Consider the following 21,714-nt stretch of genomic DNA (forward strand, 5'->3'; position numbering starts at 1 on the left):
ACCTACCTCTTGGTTTCGTTGCAACTTTGCTTCAGAGAAAATCACTAAACAACCTCATAATTATAAAAAGAAAATATTATGGAAACTACTCACAAACAAGCATTTAAATCTTTAGGCCAGGCCATAGATAAAGCAAACCAAATTGGTGTAAATGCTAACATTACCGTGCTGGATACCGCAGGGCATATTAAAGCCTTTATAAGGATGGATGAAGCTTTTATAGGATCAATTGACATTGCAATGGGCAAGGCAAAAACAGCCATGCTGTTCAGGATGAACTCAGAGGCTGTGGGCGAATTCTTAAACCCCGAAAACAAAACCTACGGTATGGTAAATACCAGCGGTGGCCTGGTAGGTTTTAAGGGTGGTATGCCGGTAAAATCTGCCAATGGTATCATAGCCTACATAGGCGTATCGGGCGGCAGCCCGGATCAGGACTTTGAAATAGCAACCGCGGGAAGCGAGATACAATAATTAAATAACAAATTTCAAAACAATAACAATCAATCATTTTTTAACAAATTAAAATTTAGAAATCATGTCAGCAACAAAAACAATTCTTATTACAGGAGCAGGTTCAGGATTTGGCGAAGGTGCAGCAATAGGCTTAGCACAACAAGGCCATAATGTAATTGCCACAGTGCAAATATTACCACAATTAAACGCCCTGAGGGAAAAAGCCGCAGCGCTCGGGTTAAACAACCTTCGCGTAGAAAAACTGGACATATTAGACCATTACGATGTAGAGAACGGGCTTAAATGGGATTTTGATATCTTTTTTAGCAATGCCGGTTATGGCGAGAGCGGCCCGGTTAGTGAGATACCATTAGATTTGGTACGTAAAAACTTCGAAATAAATGTTTTTGCACCACTTGCCTTTGCACAACGCTTTGCCCGCAAACTAATAGATGAGAAACGCAGCGGTAAAATCGTGTTTACATCATCAATGGGCGGGTTGTTTACCCCGGCAGGTTTTGGTACGTATGTAGCTACAAAACATGCTTTAGAATCGGTTGCCGAAGCCATGCAACAGGAGCTTAAACCTTTTGATATTAAAGTGCAAACCATTAACCCCGGCCCATACCTTACCGGTTATAATGAGAATATGGCCGACACTGCTTTCCGCTGGTTGGATGACAGCGTAAACTTTACCAAACGTGCCGAGCTTAAAGCCACTTTTGATGCTATGCTTGGTGTGCCGGAGGGCCGCCTTGACCCTAAAGAAATGATAGACGCGATGATTGCCATTGTGCCTTCTGACACCGGTAAATTCCGTAATGTAGTGCCACAGGCTATTGAGGATATGCTTAAAGAATCACAGCGCAATGCGTGGGAAGCTACCATATAAATAAAATTGGAGCAGCAACAGCTGTAATATACATTGTAAGAAAAGCACTAACTTAATTAAAGTTGGTGCTTTTTTGATTAACTTTATCCTACCAATAAGCTATGCAAATGATACGTAATACGTTAGACAGTAAAGAGATAAACACCCTGCGCGACCTGCCGGATATGATACCGGTTTTCCGCGAATTTTTTGAAGACTGGACCATCAGGGTATTTAACCGCCAGCAGCACGAGTGCCGCAACTACCTTTCGCCCAACCGCAGGGAATTTTACAAGATATTATTAATTACCAAAGGGGCGGGGGTATTTACAATGGGGCTTAATACCTATTATGTAGAGGAACCTACGCTGTTGTTCATCCACCCAAATGATATTATTTCCTGGAAGAACCTTTCAGAAGAGTCGGGTGGTTACTATGTGTTGTTTAAAAAATCGTTTGTAAGCCACCATCTACAGCTTAAAGCAATTATCGACAAGTTTGCTTTGTTTTCAGATAAGGCTAAAAGTGTTATCCGTCTTACCGAAGACGAAGTGCCCCGCATAACCCAGTATTTTGAAAAAATGCAGGCCGAAGAACAGGATACCGATAATGCCGACTATAAAGAAGATGCCATGCAGGCATTTTTGCAACTGTTAATGGTAGAGAGCATGAAGGTGGCGCGCTACCCAAAACCCGATGAGGTTACCGAGGATTTCTCGCACATACACCACTTTTTTAATCTTTTAGAGCGCGAAACATCGGGCATTAATTACGAAACGCCCATACGTATTAAAACCGCCAAGGAGTTTGCCTCTGATTTGCAAATGCACCCTAATTACTTAAATGCGCTGCTTAAAAAACATACAGGCCAAAATGCCAGTACGCACATTCGTAACCGTATATTAGATGAAGCCAAAGCACTGTTAGTACAAACTGACTGGAGCCTTCAGGATATAAGTTACAGCATAGGTTTTGCAGAGCAGCCTAATTTTAATTTCTTTTTCAAAAAAAACACCGGCATTACACCCGCTGAATTTAGGAAGAGTTTTTAACCTATACATTCCTGTTTATACCTATAGCCTTCCGATAAACCGGAGGGCTTTTTTGTGCCGGCACAGATAAAAAAAACGCATCTGCATATCCGAATCTTTGAAATTCATAAGTACTGCTTTGTTATTGGTAAAGCCTAAGGCACGGTTTATATAGAACTTTGTATCAACAAAATAGGAGGTTTAAACTCCATATATAAATCATAAATAATAACAAAAAATGAGCAAGTCAATATTAATTATTGGGACAGGTTCAGGCTTAAGCCAGGGCGTAGCCGAAAAATTTGCCGCGCAGGGTTTTACAGTAAGCCTTATTAGCCGTAACGCCCAAAACCTTGAAAACATCAAGCAACAGCTAAATGCCAAGGGTATAGAAGTTACTTACGCAGCTGCCGATGCAGGCAACGCGCAACAGCTAAGTACAGCAATTACAAATTTATCAGAATTTAATTCAGGGTTTGATGTAGTGCTTTACAACGCAGCCGTCCTTAAGGCAAAAGACATTTTTGAAGAAACATCAGCAAGTCTTACGGAAGAATTCACCATCAATGTAGCCAATGCATTGCACTCTTTGCAAATGGCTTATCCGGGGCTTAAACAAAAACAGGGTGCCTTTTTGCTTACCGGCGGCGGCCTTAGCGTTAACCCAAGCGCCGACTATGGGTCGCTTTCCATCGGTAAAGCAGGGTTGCGCAGCCTGGCTTATCAACTGCACGAGCGCCTAAAACAAGATAACATTTATGTAGGGCTCCTAACCGTTGCCGGCTTCATTAAACCCGAAAGCCCAACGCATTCGCCGGCTGTTTTGGCTGATCTGTTCTGGAACCTGTACAATGAGAGAACAGCCGTAGAATTTCAACAATAATAATCATGACAACACATAATCAAAACCTAAATGCGGTAACCTTATTTGTTAAGGTTGCCGCCAAACCCCAAAGCAACCAAAAAGCTAAAGAGGCTTTGTTAGCCGATGTTAATGGGGCACGTACCGAAGCCGGCAACTATAAAATGGAATTGTATAAAGCCGAAGGTAAACCGGATGCTTTTTACCTTTTTGAGCGCTGGCAGGACCAGGCAGCCTTGGAGGAACATTTTAAGCAACCCTATACTACCGGAGCATTCGATCTTCAAAAAGCCGACCTTAACGAGCCGATTACGATGAATTACCTTACCGATCTTTGGCCTTTAGCCGAAGGTTTAAAAAAGCAGGATCATAAGCCGTTAACCACGCTCATAGTAACTTTTGAGGTAAAACCCGGCAATGGCGATGCCCTTGTAGCGCTATTTAAAGAGTTTGTGCCGCTGGTAAGGCAGGAGCCGGGTAATGTAGAGTTTCACTTTCATAGTGTTAAGGGTAACGACAACCTGTTTGTATTGTACGAGCGTTGGGAAACCCAGCAAGACCTTGATGCGCATAATCAGTTGGCATCTACTGCCAGGCTTGTGCAAAACGTTAGCCAACTGGTTACTGCGCCTGTTACAGACTTTATATTGTTCACTAAAGACATCAGCTAAAAACATCTCATCATGAAAAATAATAAAATATGGCTTGTAACCGGAGCCTCGCAGGGGCTTGGCCTTGCCACGGTAAAATACCTGCTGTCCAGACAGCAGACTGTAATTGCCACCACGCGTAACGCCGATGCGTTTGATAGCACAGTACGCACCAACCCACTATTGGAAGTCATCTCGCTTGACCTGACAAGCGAAACGGCGGTTAAGGATGCCGTGGCAAACATTGCTGCCAAATATGGCGGTATAGATATGCTTATAAACAATGCCGGCTACGGCTTTGCAGGGGCTGTTGAAGAAGCTGCCGAAGAAGAAGTGGCTAAAGTTATGGCTGTTAATTTTGAGGCATCAATACGGATGACGCGTAATGTACTGCCGGTAATGAGAAAGGCCGGTGCAGGGCATATTATAAACCTTTCATCCATTCAGGGCCTTGCAAGCACACCGGGTTTTGGCATCTATAACGCCGCCAAATATGCCGTTGAAGGTTTTTCTGAAGCCTTATACCATGAGGTAAAAGGCCTGGGTATTAAAGTTACTATTATAGAGCCGGGAGCATTCAGGACCAATTTTTTAGATAACTCGCTGGCCGTAGCGCAAACTATCATTGCCGACTATGAAGCCACTGCGGGCAACTTTAAAAACGTGCTGAAAGCCAATAACGGCATCCAGCCAGGCAACCCTGATAAGGCAGCCAAAGCTATAGTAGCGGTAACTGAAATGGATGAACCGCCTTTGCGGTTGCTCTTAGGTGGAGATGCCTATAACCGCGCCACTAAAAAACTAGCTGATACGCAGGAAGAATTTGAACGCATGAAAACGGTAAGCCTTTCTACAGGCTTTGCCGATAATTTATAACCAAATAAAACTATTATTATGAAAGCTATTAAATTAAACATGATCGCAATTTTGTTTGCGGCCACAGGTATTACTGCAAACGCACAAACACCGGAGGATAACAAGAAAATAATTAGTGCCGGTTTTGAACGCTGGGCTAAAGGAGAGGGCAGTTTTTTTGACCTCCTTACCGATGATGTGCAATGGACAATTAATGGCAGCGCGCCCTTATCTAAAACCTATAACGGCAAGCAGCAGTTTTTAAATGAAGTTATCAATCCGCTCAACGAGCGGCTGTCGCAAAAAATAGTGCCCACCGTACGCAGCCTGTATGCAGAGGGCGATACTGTCATTGCCCTTATTGATGGCAAGGCTACTGCTAAAGATGGAAAATCGTACAACATGTCTTACGCCTGGTTCATGCAGATGAAAGATGGAAAGATAGTTCATGTTGATGCATTTTTAGATGGGATACAATTTGCAGATATCTTTAAAAGGATTCGTGCCGGGAATTAAAATTTAAAATTCAATCTAAATTTAAAATCATGCATGCAGGAAGACGTTACTCCTTACCGGAATTTTTAGTTTGGTCACGACGCAGTATTTACTATGTGTTTATAGTAGCCGCAGTGCCGGTGCTACTGTACAAATGGTGCGGCATGAGCTGGCTGCATATTCCGTGGGCGCCCGTTACGCTTATAGGTACCGCAGCAGTATTTATTACCGGGTTCCGGAATAACGCTACCTATGCAAGGTCTTGGGAAGCCCGCCAGATATGGGGTGCCATTGTAAACAGTAGCCGCTCATGGGGAATTATGGCCAAAGAATTTATCACAACAGATGCTCCTAAGCTGCAGGATATACAGCGGACACTTATTTACAGGCACATTGCATGGCTCACGGCACTGCGGTTTCAGTTGCGCCAGCCAAGGGAATGGGAAAACGTTCGGGTACAGGCCAAGTATAGGGAGTATTCTAAAAAATATGCGGTATCAGAATGGGAAGAAACCCTACACGATAACCTCACTAAATTTTTGCCTGCTGATGAATTGGTTCTGATTGAAAAGGCTGCAAATCCTGCGGCGCAAATCATCAGGCTGCAATCAGAGCACATTACGGCACTGAACTATGAGAACACGATCGAAACCCTTAAGTATGTCGAGATGGTTACTGTTTTAAAAGAACTTTATGACCAGCAGGGGCGTAACGAGCGTATTAAAAACTTTCCGTACCCCAGGCAGTTTGCCAGCATCAGCCTGTTTTTTACCCACCTGTTTATATTTATGACACCCCTTGGCATCATAAAAGAATTCGACAACCTGGGCACCTATGGCATCTGGCTTACCATACCGTTCAGCATGATCATCGGGTGGATATTTCTTGTCCTTGAAAATGTTGGGGAAAGCACAGAAAATCCTTTTGAAGGCGGAGCAAACGACATTCCGATAACGGCAATGAGCAGGACCATTGAAATAGATTTAAGGGAAATGCTTGGTGAAACAGATATTCCTCCCGCAATGAAACCTGTGAATAATATACTGATGTAGTGTAATATAAACTTAAAAAAAGTATTTAAAACCATATCTGTTATGCTTCTTAGCTGTGTATTGCAATCAGGATGATCTACAAACTTCAACTGGTAAGTACATAAACTTAGAAATTCAGGCTTAAGACATCAACGTCATTAGGGCTACAACAAAACTCACTACAGTTACAATTACATCTTTGTTTCTCTTAATCTTTGCACTGTTAACTAAAAGAATCATTAACGATGCAAAAAACAATTTTTATTACCGGTGCCTCATCGGGATTAGGAAAAGCGGCAGCGCTACATTTTCAAGCCATGGGATGGAAAGTCATTGCAACCATGAGAACTCCAGAAAAGGAACACGATCTAAAAAAGCTGGAAAATGTCACTGTCCTTAAATTAGATGTTTCTGATCCCGCAGAAATTAATACTGTTGCCGCAGAAGTAATTAAATCATTTAGCGTAGATGTAGTATTAAATAACGCGGGGTACGGACTGATTGGAGTATTAGAGGCAATAAATGATTCGCAAATAACCAGACAGATTGATACCAACCTTTTGGGTGTAATCAGGCTGACTAAAGCCTTTATACCTTATTTTCGCGAGCATAAAAAAGGTATGTTTATAAACGTATCGTCCATGCTCGGGCTTTTTGGTTATCCTACATGTTCTGTGTATGCCGCCACCAAATTTGCCCTGGATGGCTTTTCAGAAAGTTTAGCCTACGAACTTGCCCATTTTGGTGTACAAGTTAAGATTGTTGCCCCGGGCGGGATAATAACTGATTTTGCAGGAAGATCACTTGATGGAGCGCAGCATGAGGCCTACAAAACCCTTGAAAATAAGGTTGCCGAAGGTTATAGCCTCGAAAATATTAAAAATTTTGCCAGTTCAGCAGATATCGCGGCTACAATCTACGAGGCTGCTACCGATGGAACTGACCAATTGCGATATGTTGCCGGTAAGGATGCTACTACCATCTATAGTAAGAGGCAGGAAATAGGTGCTGAAGCACACTATAAAAGCATTAAAGAAATGTTTGTTTATTAAGTAAATTGCGCGATGTAGCTGTTTCTGTTAGCGGCTTACATAATTATAAACCGTGGTGGGATGAAGAAAAAAATAGATAAAGTACACAAGTTTGACTCCCTTTCAGAACTAAACAAATCGTTGGGGTTGCCAAAGCCGCTTCATCCAATGATCTGCCTTAATAACTATGCAGATATTACAACTCCGTTTGAAGAGCTGCCTAAAGCTACGCTGCTGAGTTTTTTTAAGATTTCATATAAATTCAACCTGACGGGAAAAATTGGCTATGGCCAGCATAGCTATGATTTCGCCGAAGGCCACCTGGCATTTATTGCACCGAACCAGGTCCTTGTAACGGGCGAGGCCGATAAGGACTTTTCGGGATGCACCTTATTGTTTCATCCTGATTTTATTCTCAACTATCCATTAGCAGCGAAAATTAAGAATTATGGATTTTTTTCCTATTCTGCAAATGAGGCACTTTTTTTGTCGGACAAAGAAAAGCAGACCATTTTCAGGGTATTTGACGACATCAGGGAAGAATTAAATAATTCTATTGATGATATTACGCAAGATGTGCTGGTCTCACATATTGAAGTACTCTTAAATTACAGCAACCGTTACTATAAAAGACAATTTATCACAAGAAAAGTAATTAATAGCCAATTGGTAACAAAGCTGGAATATTTGCTACATGCTTACTTTGACGATAAGATTACATTACTACAGGGATTGCCAACTGTAGAATATCTTGCAGGAAAGCTCAATGTAAGCCCCCGCTACCTTAGTGATATGCTGCGTAATATAACCGGCCAAAACGCGCAGCAGCACATCCAAAGTGTGATAATAGAAAAAGCAAAAGAATATTTGGCCGCCGACGAACTGTCAGTAGGAGAAATTGCTGTCAATCTTGGTTTTGCCCAGCCACAATCTTTTAACAAGCTCTTTAAACGCAAAACAAGTTTAACACCTATAGAATTCAGGCATTCACTTAATTAATTTATGAGTTATTGCAGTTATATTGCCTACATGGCAGGCAGCAGTGAGGAACTGCACAAATATTGCCATGACCACCAATATGGATTCCCAATTCATAATGATAATGAGCTTTTTGGCAGGCTCATCTTTGAAATCAACCAAGCAGGCTTAAGTTGGGAAACTATTCTTAAAAAGCAGCAGTCTTTCAGAAATGCCTATAGCGAATTTGATATCGCAAAGGTTGCGTCTTACAGTGAAGTTGACAGGAAAAGGCTGCTTGCAGATGCAGGCATCATTCGGAATAAGCTTAAAGTGAATGCCACAATCGAAAATGCTAAGGCAATTCTTCAATTGCAGAAGGAATACGGATCTTTTGAAAAATGGCTTGAATATAACCATCCGATGCTGAAGGAGGAATAGATTAGACTATTCAAGAAAACATTCCGATTTACCGGCGGAGAAATAGTTAATAAATTTTAATGAGCATAGGCTATCTGCCTGGTGCACATACGGAAAGTTGTCCGGTATATGCAGGGTCATAAAGCTTAACCCAATGTGGGCAATACAAAGATAAATGGATATAAAGAAGATTATTGAGCATTGGTTTAAAGCTAGTAATGCATTTGATACAGAAGAATATTTCAAAATATATGATGCTGATGCCGTTCTTGAGGACACTACAATTGGTGAAACTTATCATGGCCATCACGGCATTCGTAATTATTTTGAAGAATTTTTTATTGGATATAATACAAAAACTGAAATCATAGACATAACGTTTATGAATGATAAAGAAGTTTACATTAATGCAATTTTTGACGGGAATTCTTTCAGTAAACTTAAAGGCGTATTTGAACTTACATTTTCTAATGCTAAAATAATAAAAGTGAAATGTTACCTGAAATGATAGGAAACATTTGTTTTAACGATGTGGCGTTAAGCACTGTGTTTGTTTGATGCAGAGCGAAAATCATAATAAACTGTAAATGTTCTGATACCGTATGATATTGACAAGAAATATTTAATATTCCCCTGAGTGCGATTCTCCCTCAAACTATAAAATTAAAATCCAAGTGTTTACTGGGGTTTTAATGATGTGTGGGCTGTCAGGGATTCGAACACTTTAAACTTTTTTTTAAATCTTGAGATTTGATTACTTTAAACTTGGGATAGTAATTATTTAACGAAATAATCTTGAAGCTGCTCAAATTCCATAAAAGTAATCAGCTCTTTCTAACACTGTATTTTAAATCCTCTAAAAAACAAATAAATTTTGATAATGGAATTTCCGCCAATTGTCAACCGTTTCAATCCTGCACGTGTAAAAACTCAGCATCCTCTGGGTAAATGGGAATTTATTATTATTCATTAGGAATGTTTGCTTATCCATAAATCATGTTTTAATTTAATTTCAAAATTCATAATAAATTTAAAGGGTGTAAAGTACTGGAAGTTAGCAGATGGTTTGAATCCTGACTGGTCAACTACTCGGGACATCCAAACCAGCAGTATAAACTTACAAAAGATAATAATCTTTAAAGTAATTGTAAGATTTATAAAACAAAAAATCCCTAAATCGTAATGATTTAGGGATTTTAATTTGTGACCTCGACTGGATTCAAACCAGTAACCTCTTGAGCCGTAATCAAGTGCGCTATTCAGTTGCGCCACGAGGCCGTTTGCTTAGGGTTTGAGGCTAATTGCTTAGCTGTTCTCATAACCTGATTGCGGGTGCAAATATATAAATAATTGATTAACTTGCAAACCAATTTACATAATAAAAGTCAAAAAAATGACACTTAATCAGTATATACGTGACGTACAGGATTTTCCGAAACCGGGAATTGTGTTTAAAGATATCACTCCCCTGCTTAATAACCCAAAAGCGGTGCGCGAATGCATGGCTTTGCTGGTAAACAACCTGCGCGAACGCAATATTGATAAGGTGGTGGGCGCCGAGAGCCGCGGTTTCTTTTTTGCCACATTACTGGCTTACGAGCTTGGTGCAGGTTTTGTACCGGTACGCAAGCCTAAAAAACTGCCGTTTGAAACTATTTCTGCTACGTATGAGCTGGAATATGGCACAGATACACTTGAGGTGCATACCGACGCTATACAGCCCGGAGACCGCGTTTTAATTCATGATGATGTGCTGGCTACCGGAGGCACGGCAAAAGCCGTATGTGAACTGGTAGAGCAACTGGGCGGTGTTATTGTGCAATGCAATTTTTTAATGGAACTTTCTTTTTTAAAAGGACGCGAAAAAATTGGCAGGTACGAGGTTTATGCCCCGCTGGTATATTAATCTACAGCGCGGGTGGTAACAAAATATTTCCAGGCAATTATAGCTTTTTGCATTTTGGTAGCCCTGGTAAGGTCTAATTGTTCCTTAGTGTAATTTGGCAATAGCCAGTGGTTGAGTTTTGCTAAAAGTTTAAACATGGCCGTTGAGGTTTTTGGTACATCAAATATAAAAAAAAGGCTGCCTTGTGGGGCAGCCTCATTTCATAATAAATTGTTATTTATTATTTTATATAACTAATCTCAAATTTATTGGTCCGTTTACGGACGTTTTTTTAATTGCTTTTTTGCTTTTTTAATCTCTTGCAGCGTTTTTGTTGCAGACTCTTTCATTTGTTCCAAAGAAGACACGGCTCCTTTAACTTTAGAATCTTTGTTTAATTTAATTGCTTTATCAATCTCATTGATATTTTCCTGATATTCACGCTGTGCTGCATCCAGTTCGTCGGCATTCATATCAGAAATACTTTTAAAAATAGTATTGCCTGATGATTTTTTGTTTTCAAGTTTTACAATGTCTATTTTTTGGATCCTCGGGTCATCATTTTGGGTATAGGTTGAGGTTGATATCAACGAGTCGTTATCTGCCCTGCGGGTTTCTGTACGTACAAGAAATTTAGATGTACGAGGCCCTACCTGTGCAGGCGTTCCCATGTATCCTATTCCGTTTATGCTACCGATACCGTGAGATGGTACATTTTCAGATTCTGCGAGTGACTTACCCCTAAAACCCGCCTTCATATATTCTACCATGTAACCGGTTTTTATAGAAGGTATTGCGCCTGTTCTTTTCTTTGTAGTAACAAAAACCACCCCGTTAGCTGCTTCTTTGCCGTAAAGCTTAACCAGTTCATCTGTATCTTTACGCACCTCTATAGATTCTATATCATTAGGATTAACATCATTAAGGCCATTTTTGTTTCTAAAACCATCTACAATAAACAAAACATTGTTGGCAATGTCTGTTTTATATACCAAATTATCGGCAGCTATATGAATAGTATCGGTTGTGCCCTTTGCTACTAAGGTTGCGGTTGCCTGTTGTTTTTTAAAGGCTATAAAGCTAATTTGGGCAGGGCCATTACCTTTGCTTTCCATTTGGATGGAAAAATCAGTAATAGGCTCGGGAGAAGATACCTGGTAGTTTTTAGATTCGCCCTTATGGCTAACCTCAACTTTAATCGCAATAATAAGGTTATTGGCATTACGCTTAATACCTGCAATATCTACTGTTGCTTCAAACGCCCTTCTTAGTACATTGGCATTAGCTTCAAGCTCTTCATCGGTACTGTTAGCAGTAATATCTACCGATATCTTCGTTGATTTTGGCGTTGTTGCTATGATGCCTGTTGATGTATTTTGAGGTGCTGCCAGCCTTTCGCGGGCAATAACCTGCTCCTGAAAAACCAGCATAAAAGCAGCCAGTGCTGGCAGCACCACGGCATACTTCCAGGAGTTGCGCTTTTTAGATTGTTGCTTGTTAAGCATAATGATTCGTTTTTTGATTAATGATTGATAAAAGTGGTTGGTTATAGCAATACATTCCGGTTGAACGGTAATTTTTAAAAGTGTTTTTTGGTAGGCAATCTTATCCTGTATGATTTTAACAGCACGGGCATCGGCAATAAACTCCAGGTTTTGCGATATGGCTTTTTTATACATCCAGGCAACGGGGTTAAACCAAAATACCACACAAAACAACTGTGCAAGCAGCATATCAAGGGAATGTTTCTGACTGCTGTGCACCTTTTCATGGCTTATTATACTCTCCAGCTCCTGCGGCTGTAATAATGCCGAATTATAAACTATGTAATTAAAAAATGAAAAAGGCGATTGTACATCGGGTGCATCAATAAATTTAAAGCCTCCCTCTTTAACTATCATTTTACCTTTAAGCATCTGGCGCACCTTATACAGGTCGGCCATAAAACGTATGCTAAAAAATAGTATCCCTGCGCCATAAGCCGCAAAAGCAACATAAAACCAGTTAATTTCTATTGGCTTTTCATGTAAGTTAGGTGGCGTTTGTAACAACATAAGCTGGCTTACATCTATTTGCTGTAGCGGCATTGCAGGCGCAGGGTCTATCCAAACAATTTTTGTAAATACAATAAGGGGCAGCAATACGGCCGTTAAAAGCCCCGCTGCTAAAAAGCGGCGGTTTGCGGTAAAAAATGTTTCTTTGCGCAATAGCAGGTAATATGCTGTATAAAATACAGCGGTAAGCCCTGCTGCCTTAACCATGTAAATAATTAAATTTTCCATATAGGTGCTTATTATTGTGGTATTGGTAACGTGTATTTATTGCTTTAAGTTATGCCTTACGGCTTCGCTCCTGCCTGGCACGTTCCATTTCCTTCTTAGCAGCTTCAATCTCTTTTTTGGCAGCCTGAATCTCTTTTTTGGCGGCTTCAATTTCCCTTTTGGCATCCTCCATATCTTCTTTAGACATACGGTGTGCCTCAAAGCTCCTTTGCAGCTCCGGCCCTACTCTTCGCAACTCGATCTCAGCACGCTTAAGGTCTTCCCCAATTTCCGACCTTTGCTCTTCGGAAAATTCATCCATCGCCTCTATATCAATGTGTGCAAATGCGTTGCTCATTATCTCATCAAAATTTATGTTAGATAATGCTTTAAAACCTTCATCAAGCCCCATTTGGGCATAACCCATCACGGTAGCTTCATCGGGCATCATAAAAGCGTAGCCGTTTGCAGCAGTAGTAATTTCTACAGCACCTTTTTTACCTTCTTTGCCGTATTTGTCTTTGGCTTCTTTTTTATCTAAGGTAGCAACCCCTACCACCTGGTGCCCTGCAGGTAACGTTACAACACTGCCTTTGGGCTGCTTAACGCCGTTAATAATTACAAGTGCATCATCGCCAAAATTTAATGCCGGGCTTTGTTGTGCACCGCTGTTTATGATCATGCTGTGGCCTTTTGCAGGAACCGGAGGTACCGGTGGTACGAGAGGCACCGGTGACGTAGCGTTTGGTGGCATTGGCGGCGCAGGAGGATAGCCGGCTGCAATGCGAACCTTGCCAACAACTATCATGGCATTTTTAGATCCGTCAAGCTCATCCATAACGATTTGGAAAGGCTTTATGGGTGTTGTACTTTCAATCTCGTTCGACATCGAACGTCCATTTTCTTTAACCACTGTTTTAATAGATGTCATTTCGCCTTTGCTATTTCGCTTTACATTGCTAAATGTAACATCTACATTATACTTGTCCTTAAATGTTTTTTTTGCTTTTGCAAGATCGGCATCGGTACTGTTTTTATTAATATCTATAGAAAATTCAGGGTCGGCAGACACATTAACTTGTGATGATTCTTTAACCTGTGCCACTACTTTGTACTGAAACAGGAACATAAATGCCGCAAGCATGGGCATAATGGCCATATATTTTAAGCCATTTCTTTTTTTAGACTGTGCTTTGTTTAACATAACGATTCGTTTTTTGATTAGTGATTGATAAAAATGATTGGTAATTGCAATACACTCGGGCTGTATTGTGATTTTAACTAATGTTTTTTGGTAGGCAGTTTTGTCGGTTAAAAGCTTTATGGCTTCGGCATCGGCAATAAACTCCAGGTTTTGCGCTATGGCTTTTTTATACCACCACACAAATGGGTTGAACCATAAAATGATGCAAAATAACTCGCTGATAATCATATCTAACGAATGGCGCTGGCCGCTGTGCACTTTTTCGTGGGCAATAATACTCTCCAGTTCCTGAGGCTGCAACATTGATGAGTTGTATACGATATACCTAAAGAATGAAAAAGGCGCTTTGGCCGTAGCCGAATCTATAAACCTATAACCATCCTGCTTTACTACTTTTTGCCCTTTAAGCATCAGCCTTAAACGGATGATATCTTTTATAAATATTATACTTAGCACCACTACCCCTGCCGTGTATATACCCAAAGCCACATACCACCAGTTTATTGTAAAACTTTGCTGTACGGGCAGTTTAGCAAATGCATTTTGCGAGGCTATTAATGCATTAACATTTATGGTTTGCTGCTGTTGTACTACAGGTGCCGGGCTTACCCACACTATTTTAGTATAAGCTATTAACGGAAGCAGCACAGCGGTACCCAGGCCTGCCAAAAGAAACAATCGGTTGGTTGTAAAAAAGGTTTCTTTTTTTAGGAATAATTGGTAGGCCAGCATAAACAACATAATTATTGCCGACACTTTTATTAGGTATATGATAGCTGCTTCCATATAATGCTTAAATTATAATTAACTTATTATTTTTGACCCATTACTACCAGGAGGCCTTTTTTAGTACCCACGTATATATCCTGTATAGGCTTGGTGGTAGTGCCTTTCACTTCCCAGGTACCTTCGGCAACATTATCTTTATTGTCTTTTAATTTTATGTGTATACAGGTTATATAACCTTCGGCATTGCGTTTAATGCCGTCGTATGTCATAGTAATACCATCTTCTTTAAACAATTCCTGGTAGGCTTTAAAAGCCTCTTCCTGAGAATCCTTTTTTATGATGTAGCCAAGGTCTGTAACAGTAACGGCATCCTGCTCCTCTACAAAGGCAATAGAAGTTGCCTCAGATGATCCTGCTTCCTTAGTGGCAACCGTGGTTATCTCTACCGCGCCGTCTTTAGCTGCTTTACCATATTTTTTAACAGCATAGGCTTTTTCAAGCTCGGTCATGCCGTGTACCTTAAAGCCTTTTGGTATTAGTACCTCGCTACCCTGCTGAACAACACCATTTATAACAATAAGCCTTTTTAATCCCTTGCCGCTTTTATTAAGGTACTCAATTGCCGGGTCGGTTACATTGGTAAGCTCACGTTCAGTTTCAGGCTGTGCCGCTTTAGTGGTTTCGGCAAAAAAGATGTTGTTAGTTTCATCATCTTCCTTACTTATCCCAACGGTAAATGTTGTTATTGGGGTAGTACCATTGCCAAGAATTTCGCGCACCGGGTAATTGTCCCTGTGGTCTTTATCCTTAACCGTTACATTGATAGATGTTATCTCGCCCTTACTATTGCGTGCTATTTTTGTAAAATACAGATCGGCATCAAACATCTTCTTAAATAGAGCCTTTAATTTGGAAAATTCTGCCTCGGTAAGGTCTTTGTTAATTTCCACGGTTAAAGCATCCAAACCTTCAATAGGCTCGTACTTAGACAACGGTACAACATTGGTAGTAATAACATTCTTTTCGCGGGCAACTACCCGGTACTGAAAAGCAAATGCAAACGCCGCGAGCACCGGCACTATTGCCGCGTACTTTAAGGACTTGCTCCTTTCAGACTGTTTTTTGTTCAACATAATGATTCGTTTTTTGATTAATGATTGATAAAAATGATTGATGATTGCGTTACGCTCCGGCCGGATCGTAATTTTTAATAACGTTTTTTGGTACGCCACTCTATCAGCCACCAGTTTGGTAGCTTCGGCATCGGCAATAAACTCAAGGTTTTGCGATATGGCTTTTTTGTACAGCCACACAAACGGATTGAACCACAAGGCGATACAAAACAGCTCGCTGATGATCATATCTAACGAATGGCGCTGGCTGCTGTGTACCTTTTCGTGGGCTATAATACTCTCCAGTTCCTGGGGCTGTAACAGTGATGAGTTGTATACAATATACCTAAAGAACGAGAAAGGCGTGGTTGCTGCTGCTGAGTCGATAAGCAGGAAACCGTCCTGCTTTATAACGGTATTCCCCGAAAGCATCCTTCTTAATTTAATAATATCTTTTAAAAACAATGATAATAGCACCAATAACACGGCTGCATATATGCTTAATCCTACAAGTTGCCAGTTAATTGCAATTTCAGTTGCCTGCTGCACGGGCGCTGTGCTGTGCACAGCATGCGTTTGTGCTGCGTTAAGGGTTAGTTTTTGCGGTACGCCATCAGTTAGCGCCGGAGTAACCCAAACTGTTTTAGTGTATACAAGTAGTGGCAGTAGTATTGCGGTACCCAGTCCCGCCAGTAGGAACCTGCGGTTACCTGCAAAAAAAGTTTCCTTTCGCAGTAAAAAGTAATATGCCACAAAAAACAATGCTACCAGGCAGCTTGCTTTTAAAAGGTATAGCGTGAGTGCTTCCATATCACTTGTTTTTTTCTATCATGTCTAAGATCTCACGAAGCTCATCGGCGCTAATTTTTTCTTCCTTTGCAAAAAAGGATATCATGCTTTTGTAGGAGTTGCCAAAATAGTTCTCGATAGCGTTGCTCATAAAACCCTTGCGGTACTCCTCTTTAGTTATTACCGGAAAATACTGGTGTGTGTTACCATATGCATTGTGGCCCACATAGCCTTTTTCTTCAAGGTTTCTTATAATGGTAGAAAGTGTATTGTAATGTGGCTTATCATCTTTTACCTCCTCAAGCACATCTTTTACAAAAGCTTTTTCAAGCTTCCATAATATGTGCATTATCTCTTCTTCCTTGTTGGTTAATTTTTGCATGGTGACTACATTTATTTTGTGTACTTCAAACTTAAAACTATTTTTTTAGTTACGCAACTATTTTTATAGTTAAATAACTATAGCGTTAGTTATTTTTTACAATACAGAATTATAAAAGTAGAGAAATAAGCTGTTGAATTGTGTCAATGAATTAAATAAAGTTCTGAAAAACAATACCGTAGCAACAATGCCTGAATTTGAATTTTAGCTACTTTAAGTTTTAAGGGATACTTTAAAATAAAAAAGCCTCCCCGGATTTTGGGAAGGCTAATGAAATTTATTTTATTTTGAAATCCAAAAGTGAAATATTAAGCTTTTTGGCCAGTTTTCGAAGCTTTTTAATGGCTATTTTAGCTAAATATTGGCCATTTCAAAATCCAAAAGTGAAATATTAAGCACTTTTTGACGCTTACATATTGCGGCGATACTGTCCGCCCACCTCAAATAAGGCCGATGTAATTTGTCCCAGCGAACATACTTTGGTAGCTTCCATAAGCTCTTTGAAGATATTTTTATTTTGGATTGCAGCTTCCTGAACAGCAGCTAAACGCTCCCTAACTACCTCTTCGTTAGACGAATGCAGGTTTTTAAGTGTTTGTATCTGGAACTGTTTTTCTTCTTCGGTTGCCCTGATAACCTCTGCCGGAACGACCGTAGGCGACCCTTTAGAACTCAGGAACGTGTTGACACCTATTATTGGGAACTCTCCTGTGTGCTTAAGTGTCTCATAATAAAGGCTTTCCTCCTGAATTTTAGAACGCTGATACATGGTTTCCATTGCGCCAAGCACACCGCCACGCTCTGTAATGCGGTCAAACTCCTGTAATACAGCCTCTTCCACAAGGTCGGTTAGCTCCTCTATAATGAACGATCCCTGTATCGGGTTCTCGTTCTTGGCAAGGCCAAGTTCTTTATTGATAATCAACTGAATAGCCATTGCACGGCGCACGCTTTCTTCGGTTGGTGTGGTTATGGCTTCATCGTAGGCATTGGTATGCAGCGAGTTACAGTTATCATAAATAGCATATAATGCCTGTAACGTTGTACGGATATCATTAAAATCGATCTCCTGCGCATGCAACGACCTACCCGATGTTTGTATATGGTACTTAAGCATTTGGGCACGCTCGTTGGCACCATACTTGTTTTTCAGGGCTTTAGCCCATATTTTACGGGCAACGCGGCCTATTACGGCATACTCCGGGTCGACACCGTTACTAAAGAAAAACGACAGGTTAGGCCCAAAATCGTTGATGTTCATGCCACGGCTCAGATAATACTCTACATACGTAAAACCGTTACTTAACGTAAAGGCTAACTGCGTGATAGGGTTAGCACCTGCCTCGGCAATATGGTACCCTGATATAGAAACTGAGTAGAAATTTCGTACATTATTGGTAATAAAGTATTCCTGAACATCGCCCATTAATCGTAATGCGAACTCGGTCGAGAAGATACAGGTGTTCTGTGCCTGGTCTTCCTTTAAAATATCGGCCTGAACGGTACCACGAACCTGAGATAACGTTCTGAATTTTATATCGTTATATACATCTTGTGGTAAAACCTGGTCGCCAGTTACACCTAAAAGCATAAGGCCTAAGCCATTGTTACCCGCAGGCAGGTCGCCATTATAGCGCGGACGCTCTAAACCTTTTGCTTTATAAATGGCATTTATTTTGTTATCTACCTCATCTTCAAGGGTATTTTCTTTAATATATGACTCGCATTGCTGGTCTATGGCGGCATTCATAAAGAAGCCTAAAAGCATAGGTGCAGGCCCATTAATTGTCATACTTACAGACGTTAACGCATGCGACAGGTTAAACCCTGAGTACAGTTTCTTGGCATCATCAAGGCAGCAGATAGACACCCCTGCATTACCAATTTTACCATAGATATCGGGGCGTAAATCAGGGTCGTTACCGTAAAGTGTAACGCTGTCAAACGCTGTAGATAAGCGTTTTGCGGGTAAACCGGCACTCACGTAATGGAACCGTTTGTTAGTACGCTCAGGCCCGCCTTCTCCGGCAAACATACGCGATGGGTCTTCGCCCTCACGTTTAAACGGATACAATCCGGATGAGAAGGGGAACTCCCCCGGTACGTTTTCCTGCAGGCACCAGCGTAAAATATCGCCCCATGCCTGGTATTTAGGCAACGATACTTTTGGTATCTGGCTGTGCGACAGCGACTCAGTATGTGTAGCTATCTTTATTTCTTTATCGCGTACTTTAAACGAGTATACAGGGTTCTTGTATTTATTAACCTTATCATCCCAGGTTAAGATGATTTCCCAATTGTATGGGTCGAAGTTCATCTTAACACGGTCGAATTCAGCGACAAGCATTTTAATAAAATCGGTATTGCTGTCAGTCTGAGCCTGTCGAAGACCCTCAGTTTCCAGTCCGAATTTCGTCAGCGAAAGCTTAGCACCCGAAACCGACTCAATAGTTTTAAAGATACCGTACAGCTTTTGGGCAACCTCCTGCTGGCTTGATGCCGTAGCATCATATTTGCGGTTGTTCTCGGCAATCTCACTAAGGTAACGCGTTCTGTGTGGGGGGATTACGAATATCTTTTCGCTCATTTCGCGGGTAATGGCAAAGGTAGAGTCTAACGCCGCACCGGTGCGTTCTACTATCTTGTCCATTATCTTTTTGTATAAGGTGTTCATACCCGGGTCGTTAAACTGCGAGGCAATGGTACCAAATACAGGCAGGCTATCGGGGTTGGCATCCCACAGGTTGTGGTTGCGCTGGTATTGTTTCTTAACATCGCGAAGTGCATCCAGAGAGCCACGCTTATCAAACTTATTAATAGCAACCAGGTCGGCAAAATCAAGCATGTCGATTTTCTCCAACTGAGTAGCAGCACCAAACTCGGGCGTCATTACATAAAGAGATACATCGCTGTGTTCCAGTATCTCAGTGTCACTTTGCCCAATACCCGATGTCTCTAAAATGATCAAGTCGTACTTAGCCGCCTTAAGCACCTGTATGGCCTCAGCAACATATTTAGAGAGCGCCAGGTTGCTTTGCCTTGTGGCAAGCGAACGCATATACACCCTTGGGTTGTTAATGGCATTCATACGGATACGGTCGCCCAACAAGGCACCGCCCGTTTTACGTTTTGATGGGTCTACAGAGATAAGTCCCAGTGTTTTCTCAGGGAAATCGACCAAAAAGCGGCGTACCAACTCATCTACCAAAGACGATTTACCGGCACCACCGGTGCCCGTGATACCCAAAACAGGGGTTGCCCCCTCCGCCCTAAGCCCCCCATCCCCCAAAGGGGGAGTAGCCTCCGAAGCCTGAAAAACGCTATCAAATTCTTCGGGGTTATTTTCAGCAAGGGTTATGAGCCTTGCCATAGTATTTACATTTTTCACAACAAGTCCTTCTGCAACTCCCCCTTTGGGGGTTGGGGGGCTGTAATCTGATTTCTGAACCAAATCGTTTATCATGCCCTGAAGCCCCAGTTCGCGGCCATCATCGGGTGCATAAATACGGGTAATACCGTATTCGTGCAGCGCTGCAATTTCATCCGGAAGGATAACCCCGCCGCCGCCGCCAAATATTTTAATATGCCCGGCACCTTTTTCTTTAAGCAGGTCGTGCATGTATTTAAAGTACTCATTATGACCACCCTGGTAGGATGTTAGCGCAATGGCGTTTGCATCTTCCTGAATGGCAGTGTTTACCACTTCTTCCACACTACGGTCGTGCCCAAGGTGAATAACCTCTACACCCGTTGCCTGAATGATGCGGCGCATTATATTTATGGCAGCATCATGCCCATCAAAAAGAGATGCCGCTGTTACAATTCTAACTTTATTTTTAGGAATATAAGGTACTACTGGCTCCATATTGAATTATATGCAATTTTACATGCGCAATTTACGTATTTATTAAGAAATCAAAACATTTGAACAATATAAAATTACAGGTATGTAATTTATCTCACAATATACCCTACATTACCTTTATCCATATACAAAATACGGGTAGTAAACGATTTTGCTTTTACAGTGGTTGGGTACCAGTCGCGGTTTTTCTCGGCTATGATAAACAGGCCGCAATCATCACCGGAAACTGTAAACTGTTTTCCGCGCGGCTGCCGGTGAAAAATAGGGATACCGTATTCATTTTTAAGAATATCAGCCAGTTCGGGCACATCATTGGTTACCAGGCCAATTTCGCTAATGCCCACAAAGGCCTTGCTGCTGTACACATCATTATAATAAGCCTTGTTGGGATAGCGCGTAATGATTTCTACAATGTTACCGTTGTTATCGTAAAAATAAAACGACTTAGCATCCCAATTGGTAAAATTAGCGATGTCGTCGCCCTCTACAGGAAGTATTGCGGTATGCTGTTTTATGAAATTGTGCGAATCGAAAAAACGATTGCTGGGCATATCTATCGCAAAGTGGTACACAGGCTTTAAGTTATCCGACTTCCTGAAAATGAGCCGCGTACTGCCCACATTAAAAAACAGTATCGACCGGTCTTCTTTTAAATACGGTTCGAGGCCTAAAACTTTTTTGTAAAATCTTTCGGTTTCAGGCAGGTCGTCACTTAGTAATTCAAGTTCTATAATGTTCATGCACGGCAGGTAAGGGATTTGCTAAGTTAGTGATTTATAGAATGTTTTTTAATTTATTAAATTATTATTTAAATAGTGTAGTTTATAT

At 41.1% G+C, this 21,714-nt stretch carries 20 protein-coding genes and 1 tRNA gene; 13 read left to right on the forward strand and 8 right to left on the reverse strand.

Annotated features, from left to right (window positions below):
• Window positions 1–78: 78 nt before the first annotated feature.
• The 12 genes from FMM05_RS02650 to FMM05_RS02705 all read left to right on the forward strand — a co-directional run bounded on the left by FMM05_RS02650 (window position 79) and on the right by FMM05_RS02705 (window position 9,167).
• Complete coding sequence (locus FMM05_RS02650; RefSeq protein WP_143371786.1) at window positions 79–474, forward strand: GlcG/HbpS family heme-binding protein; 396 nt, start codon at window positions 79–81, stop codon at window positions 472–474.
• Window positions 475–538: 64 nt separating this feature from the next.
• Complete coding sequence (locus tag FMM05_RS02655) at window positions 539–1,348, forward strand: SDR family oxidoreductase (protein ID WP_143371787.1); 810 nt, start codon at window positions 539–541, stop codon at window positions 1,346–1,348.
• Between the two features lie 107 nt (window positions 1,349–1,455).
• On the forward strand, window positions 1,456–2,379 hold the full coding sequence (locus tag FMM05_RS02660) for an AraC family transcriptional regulator (protein ID WP_143371788.1): 924 nt from the start codon (window positions 1,456–1,458) through the stop codon (window positions 2,377–2,379).
• Between the two features lie 217 nt (window positions 2,380–2,596).
• Window positions 2,597–3,241 (forward strand): SDR family NAD(P)-dependent oxidoreductase, encoded by a 645-nt coding sequence (locus tag FMM05_RS02665; RefSeq protein WP_143371789.1) that lies wholly within the window; start codon window positions 2,597–2,599, stop codon window positions 3,239–3,241.
• Window positions 3,242–3,246: 5 nt separating this feature from the next.
• A complete protein-coding gene (locus tag FMM05_RS02670) occupies window positions 3,247–3,891 on the forward strand; it encodes a putative quinol monooxygenase (protein ID WP_143371790.1) in 645 nt (214 codons plus the stop codon).
• Between the two features lie 12 nt (window positions 3,892–3,903).
• Window positions 3,904–4,746: an SDR family NAD(P)-dependent oxidoreductase gene (locus tag FMM05_RS02675; protein WP_143371791.1), complete on the forward strand. Its 843-nt coding sequence runs from the start codon at window positions 3,904–3,906 to the stop codon at window positions 4,744–4,746.
• An 18-nt stretch (window positions 4,747–4,764) separates the two neighbouring features.
• A complete protein-coding gene (locus FMM05_RS02680) occupies window positions 4,765–5,241 on the forward strand; it encodes a nuclear transport factor 2 family protein (protein WP_143371792.1) in 477 nt (158 codons plus the stop codon).
• 29 nt (window positions 5,242–5,270) lie between these two features.
• Complete coding sequence (locus FMM05_RS02685) at window positions 5,271–6,272, forward strand: bestrophin family protein (protein ID WP_143371793.1); 1,002 nt, start codon at window positions 5,271–5,273, stop codon at window positions 6,270–6,272.
• Between the two features lie 224 nt (window positions 6,273–6,496).
• Window positions 6,497–7,303 (forward strand): SDR family oxidoreductase, encoded by an 807-nt coding sequence (locus FMM05_RS02690; protein ID WP_143371794.1) that lies wholly within the window; start codon window positions 6,497–6,499, stop codon window positions 7,301–7,303.
• Between the two features lie 60 nt (window positions 7,304–7,363).
• Window positions 7,364–8,281 carry a helix-turn-helix domain-containing protein gene (locus FMM05_RS02695; RefSeq protein ID WP_143371795.1) on the forward strand — a complete coding sequence of 306 codons (918 nt, stop codon included), beginning with the start codon at window positions 7,364–7,366 and terminating at the stop codon, window positions 8,279–8,281.
• A 3-nt stretch (window positions 8,282–8,284) separates the two neighbouring features.
• Window positions 8,285–8,680, forward strand: a complete 396-nt coding sequence (locus FMM05_RS02700) for a DNA-3-methyladenine glycosylase I (RefSeq protein ID WP_394345140.1) — start codon at window positions 8,285–8,287, stop codon at window positions 8,678–8,680.
• Between the two features lie 154 nt (window positions 8,681–8,834).
• A complete protein-coding gene (locus tag FMM05_RS02705; protein ID WP_143371796.1) occupies window positions 8,835–9,167 on the forward strand; it encodes a nuclear transport factor 2 family protein in 333 nt (110 codons plus the stop codon).
• Window positions 9,168–9,863: 696 nt separating this feature from the next.
• Here the strand turns inward: FMM05_RS02705 and FMM05_RS02710 are convergent.
• Window positions 9,864–9,937, reverse strand: a tRNA-Arg gene (locus FMM05_RS02710).
• Window positions 9,938–10,052: 115 nt separating this feature from the next.
• Between FMM05_RS02710 and FMM05_RS02715 the strand changes: the two genes are divergently transcribed.
• Window positions 10,053–10,565 (forward strand): adenine phosphoribosyltransferase, encoded by a 513-nt coding sequence (locus tag FMM05_RS02715; RefSeq protein ID WP_143371797.1) that lies wholly within the window; start codon window positions 10,053–10,055, stop codon window positions 10,563–10,565.
• Here FMM05_RS02715 and FMM05_RS02720 read toward each other — a convergent pair.
• The 7 genes from FMM05_RS02720 to FMM05_RS02750 form a co-directional block, all read right to left on the reverse strand.
• Window positions 10,562–10,702 carry an SsrA-binding protein gene (locus tag FMM05_RS02720; RefSeq protein WP_143371798.1) on the reverse strand — a complete coding sequence of 47 codons (141 nt, stop codon included), beginning with the start codon at window positions 10,700–10,702 and terminating at the stop codon, window positions 10,562–10,564. The genes FMM05_RS02715 and FMM05_RS02720 overlap by 4 nt on opposite strands.
• A 120-nt stretch (window positions 10,703–10,822) precedes the next feature.
• Complete coding sequence (locus FMM05_RS02725) at window positions 10,823–12,826, reverse strand: M56 family metallopeptidase (RefSeq protein WP_143371799.1); 2,004 nt, start codon at window positions 12,824–12,826, stop codon at window positions 10,823–10,825.
• Window positions 12,827–12,875: 49 nt separating this feature from the next.
• On the reverse strand, window positions 12,876–14,795 hold the full coding sequence (locus tag FMM05_RS02730; protein WP_143371800.1) for a M56 family metallopeptidase: 1,920 nt from the start codon (window positions 14,793–14,795) through the stop codon (window positions 12,876–12,878).
• A gap of 26 nt (window positions 14,796–14,821) precedes the next feature.
• The gene (locus tag FMM05_RS02735; protein ID WP_143371801.1) at window positions 14,822–16,660 is read right to left on the reverse strand and encodes a M56 family metallopeptidase; all 1,839 of its coding nucleotides are present in this window, start codon (window positions 16,658–16,660) and stop codon (window positions 14,822–14,824) included.
• Window position 16,661: 1 nt separating this feature from the next.
• Window positions 16,662–17,021: a BlaI/MecI/CopY family transcriptional regulator gene (locus FMM05_RS02740; RefSeq protein WP_143371802.1), complete on the reverse strand. Its 360-nt coding sequence runs from the start codon at window positions 17,019–17,021 to the stop codon at window positions 16,662–16,664.
• Window positions 17,022–17,430: 409 nt separating this feature from the next.
• Window positions 17,431–20,886 carry a methylmalonyl-CoA mutase family protein gene (locus FMM05_RS02745; protein WP_143371803.1) on the reverse strand — a complete coding sequence of 1,152 codons (3,456 nt, stop codon included), beginning with the start codon at window positions 20,884–20,886 and terminating at the stop codon, window positions 17,431–17,433.
• An 89-nt stretch (window positions 20,887–20,975) separates the two neighbouring features.
• The gene (locus FMM05_RS02750; RefSeq protein ID WP_143371804.1) at window positions 20,976–21,626 is read right to left on the reverse strand and encodes a VOC family protein; all 651 of its coding nucleotides are present in this window, start codon (window positions 21,624–21,626) and stop codon (window positions 20,976–20,978) included.
• Window positions 21,627–21,714 lie beyond the last annotated feature (88 nt).

Origin of the sequence: Flavobacterium zepuense, from assembly GCF_007097145.1 — a bacterium.
GTDB lineage: Bacteria > Bacteroidota > Bacteroidia > Flavobacteriales > Flavobacteriaceae > Flavobacterium > Flavobacterium zepuense.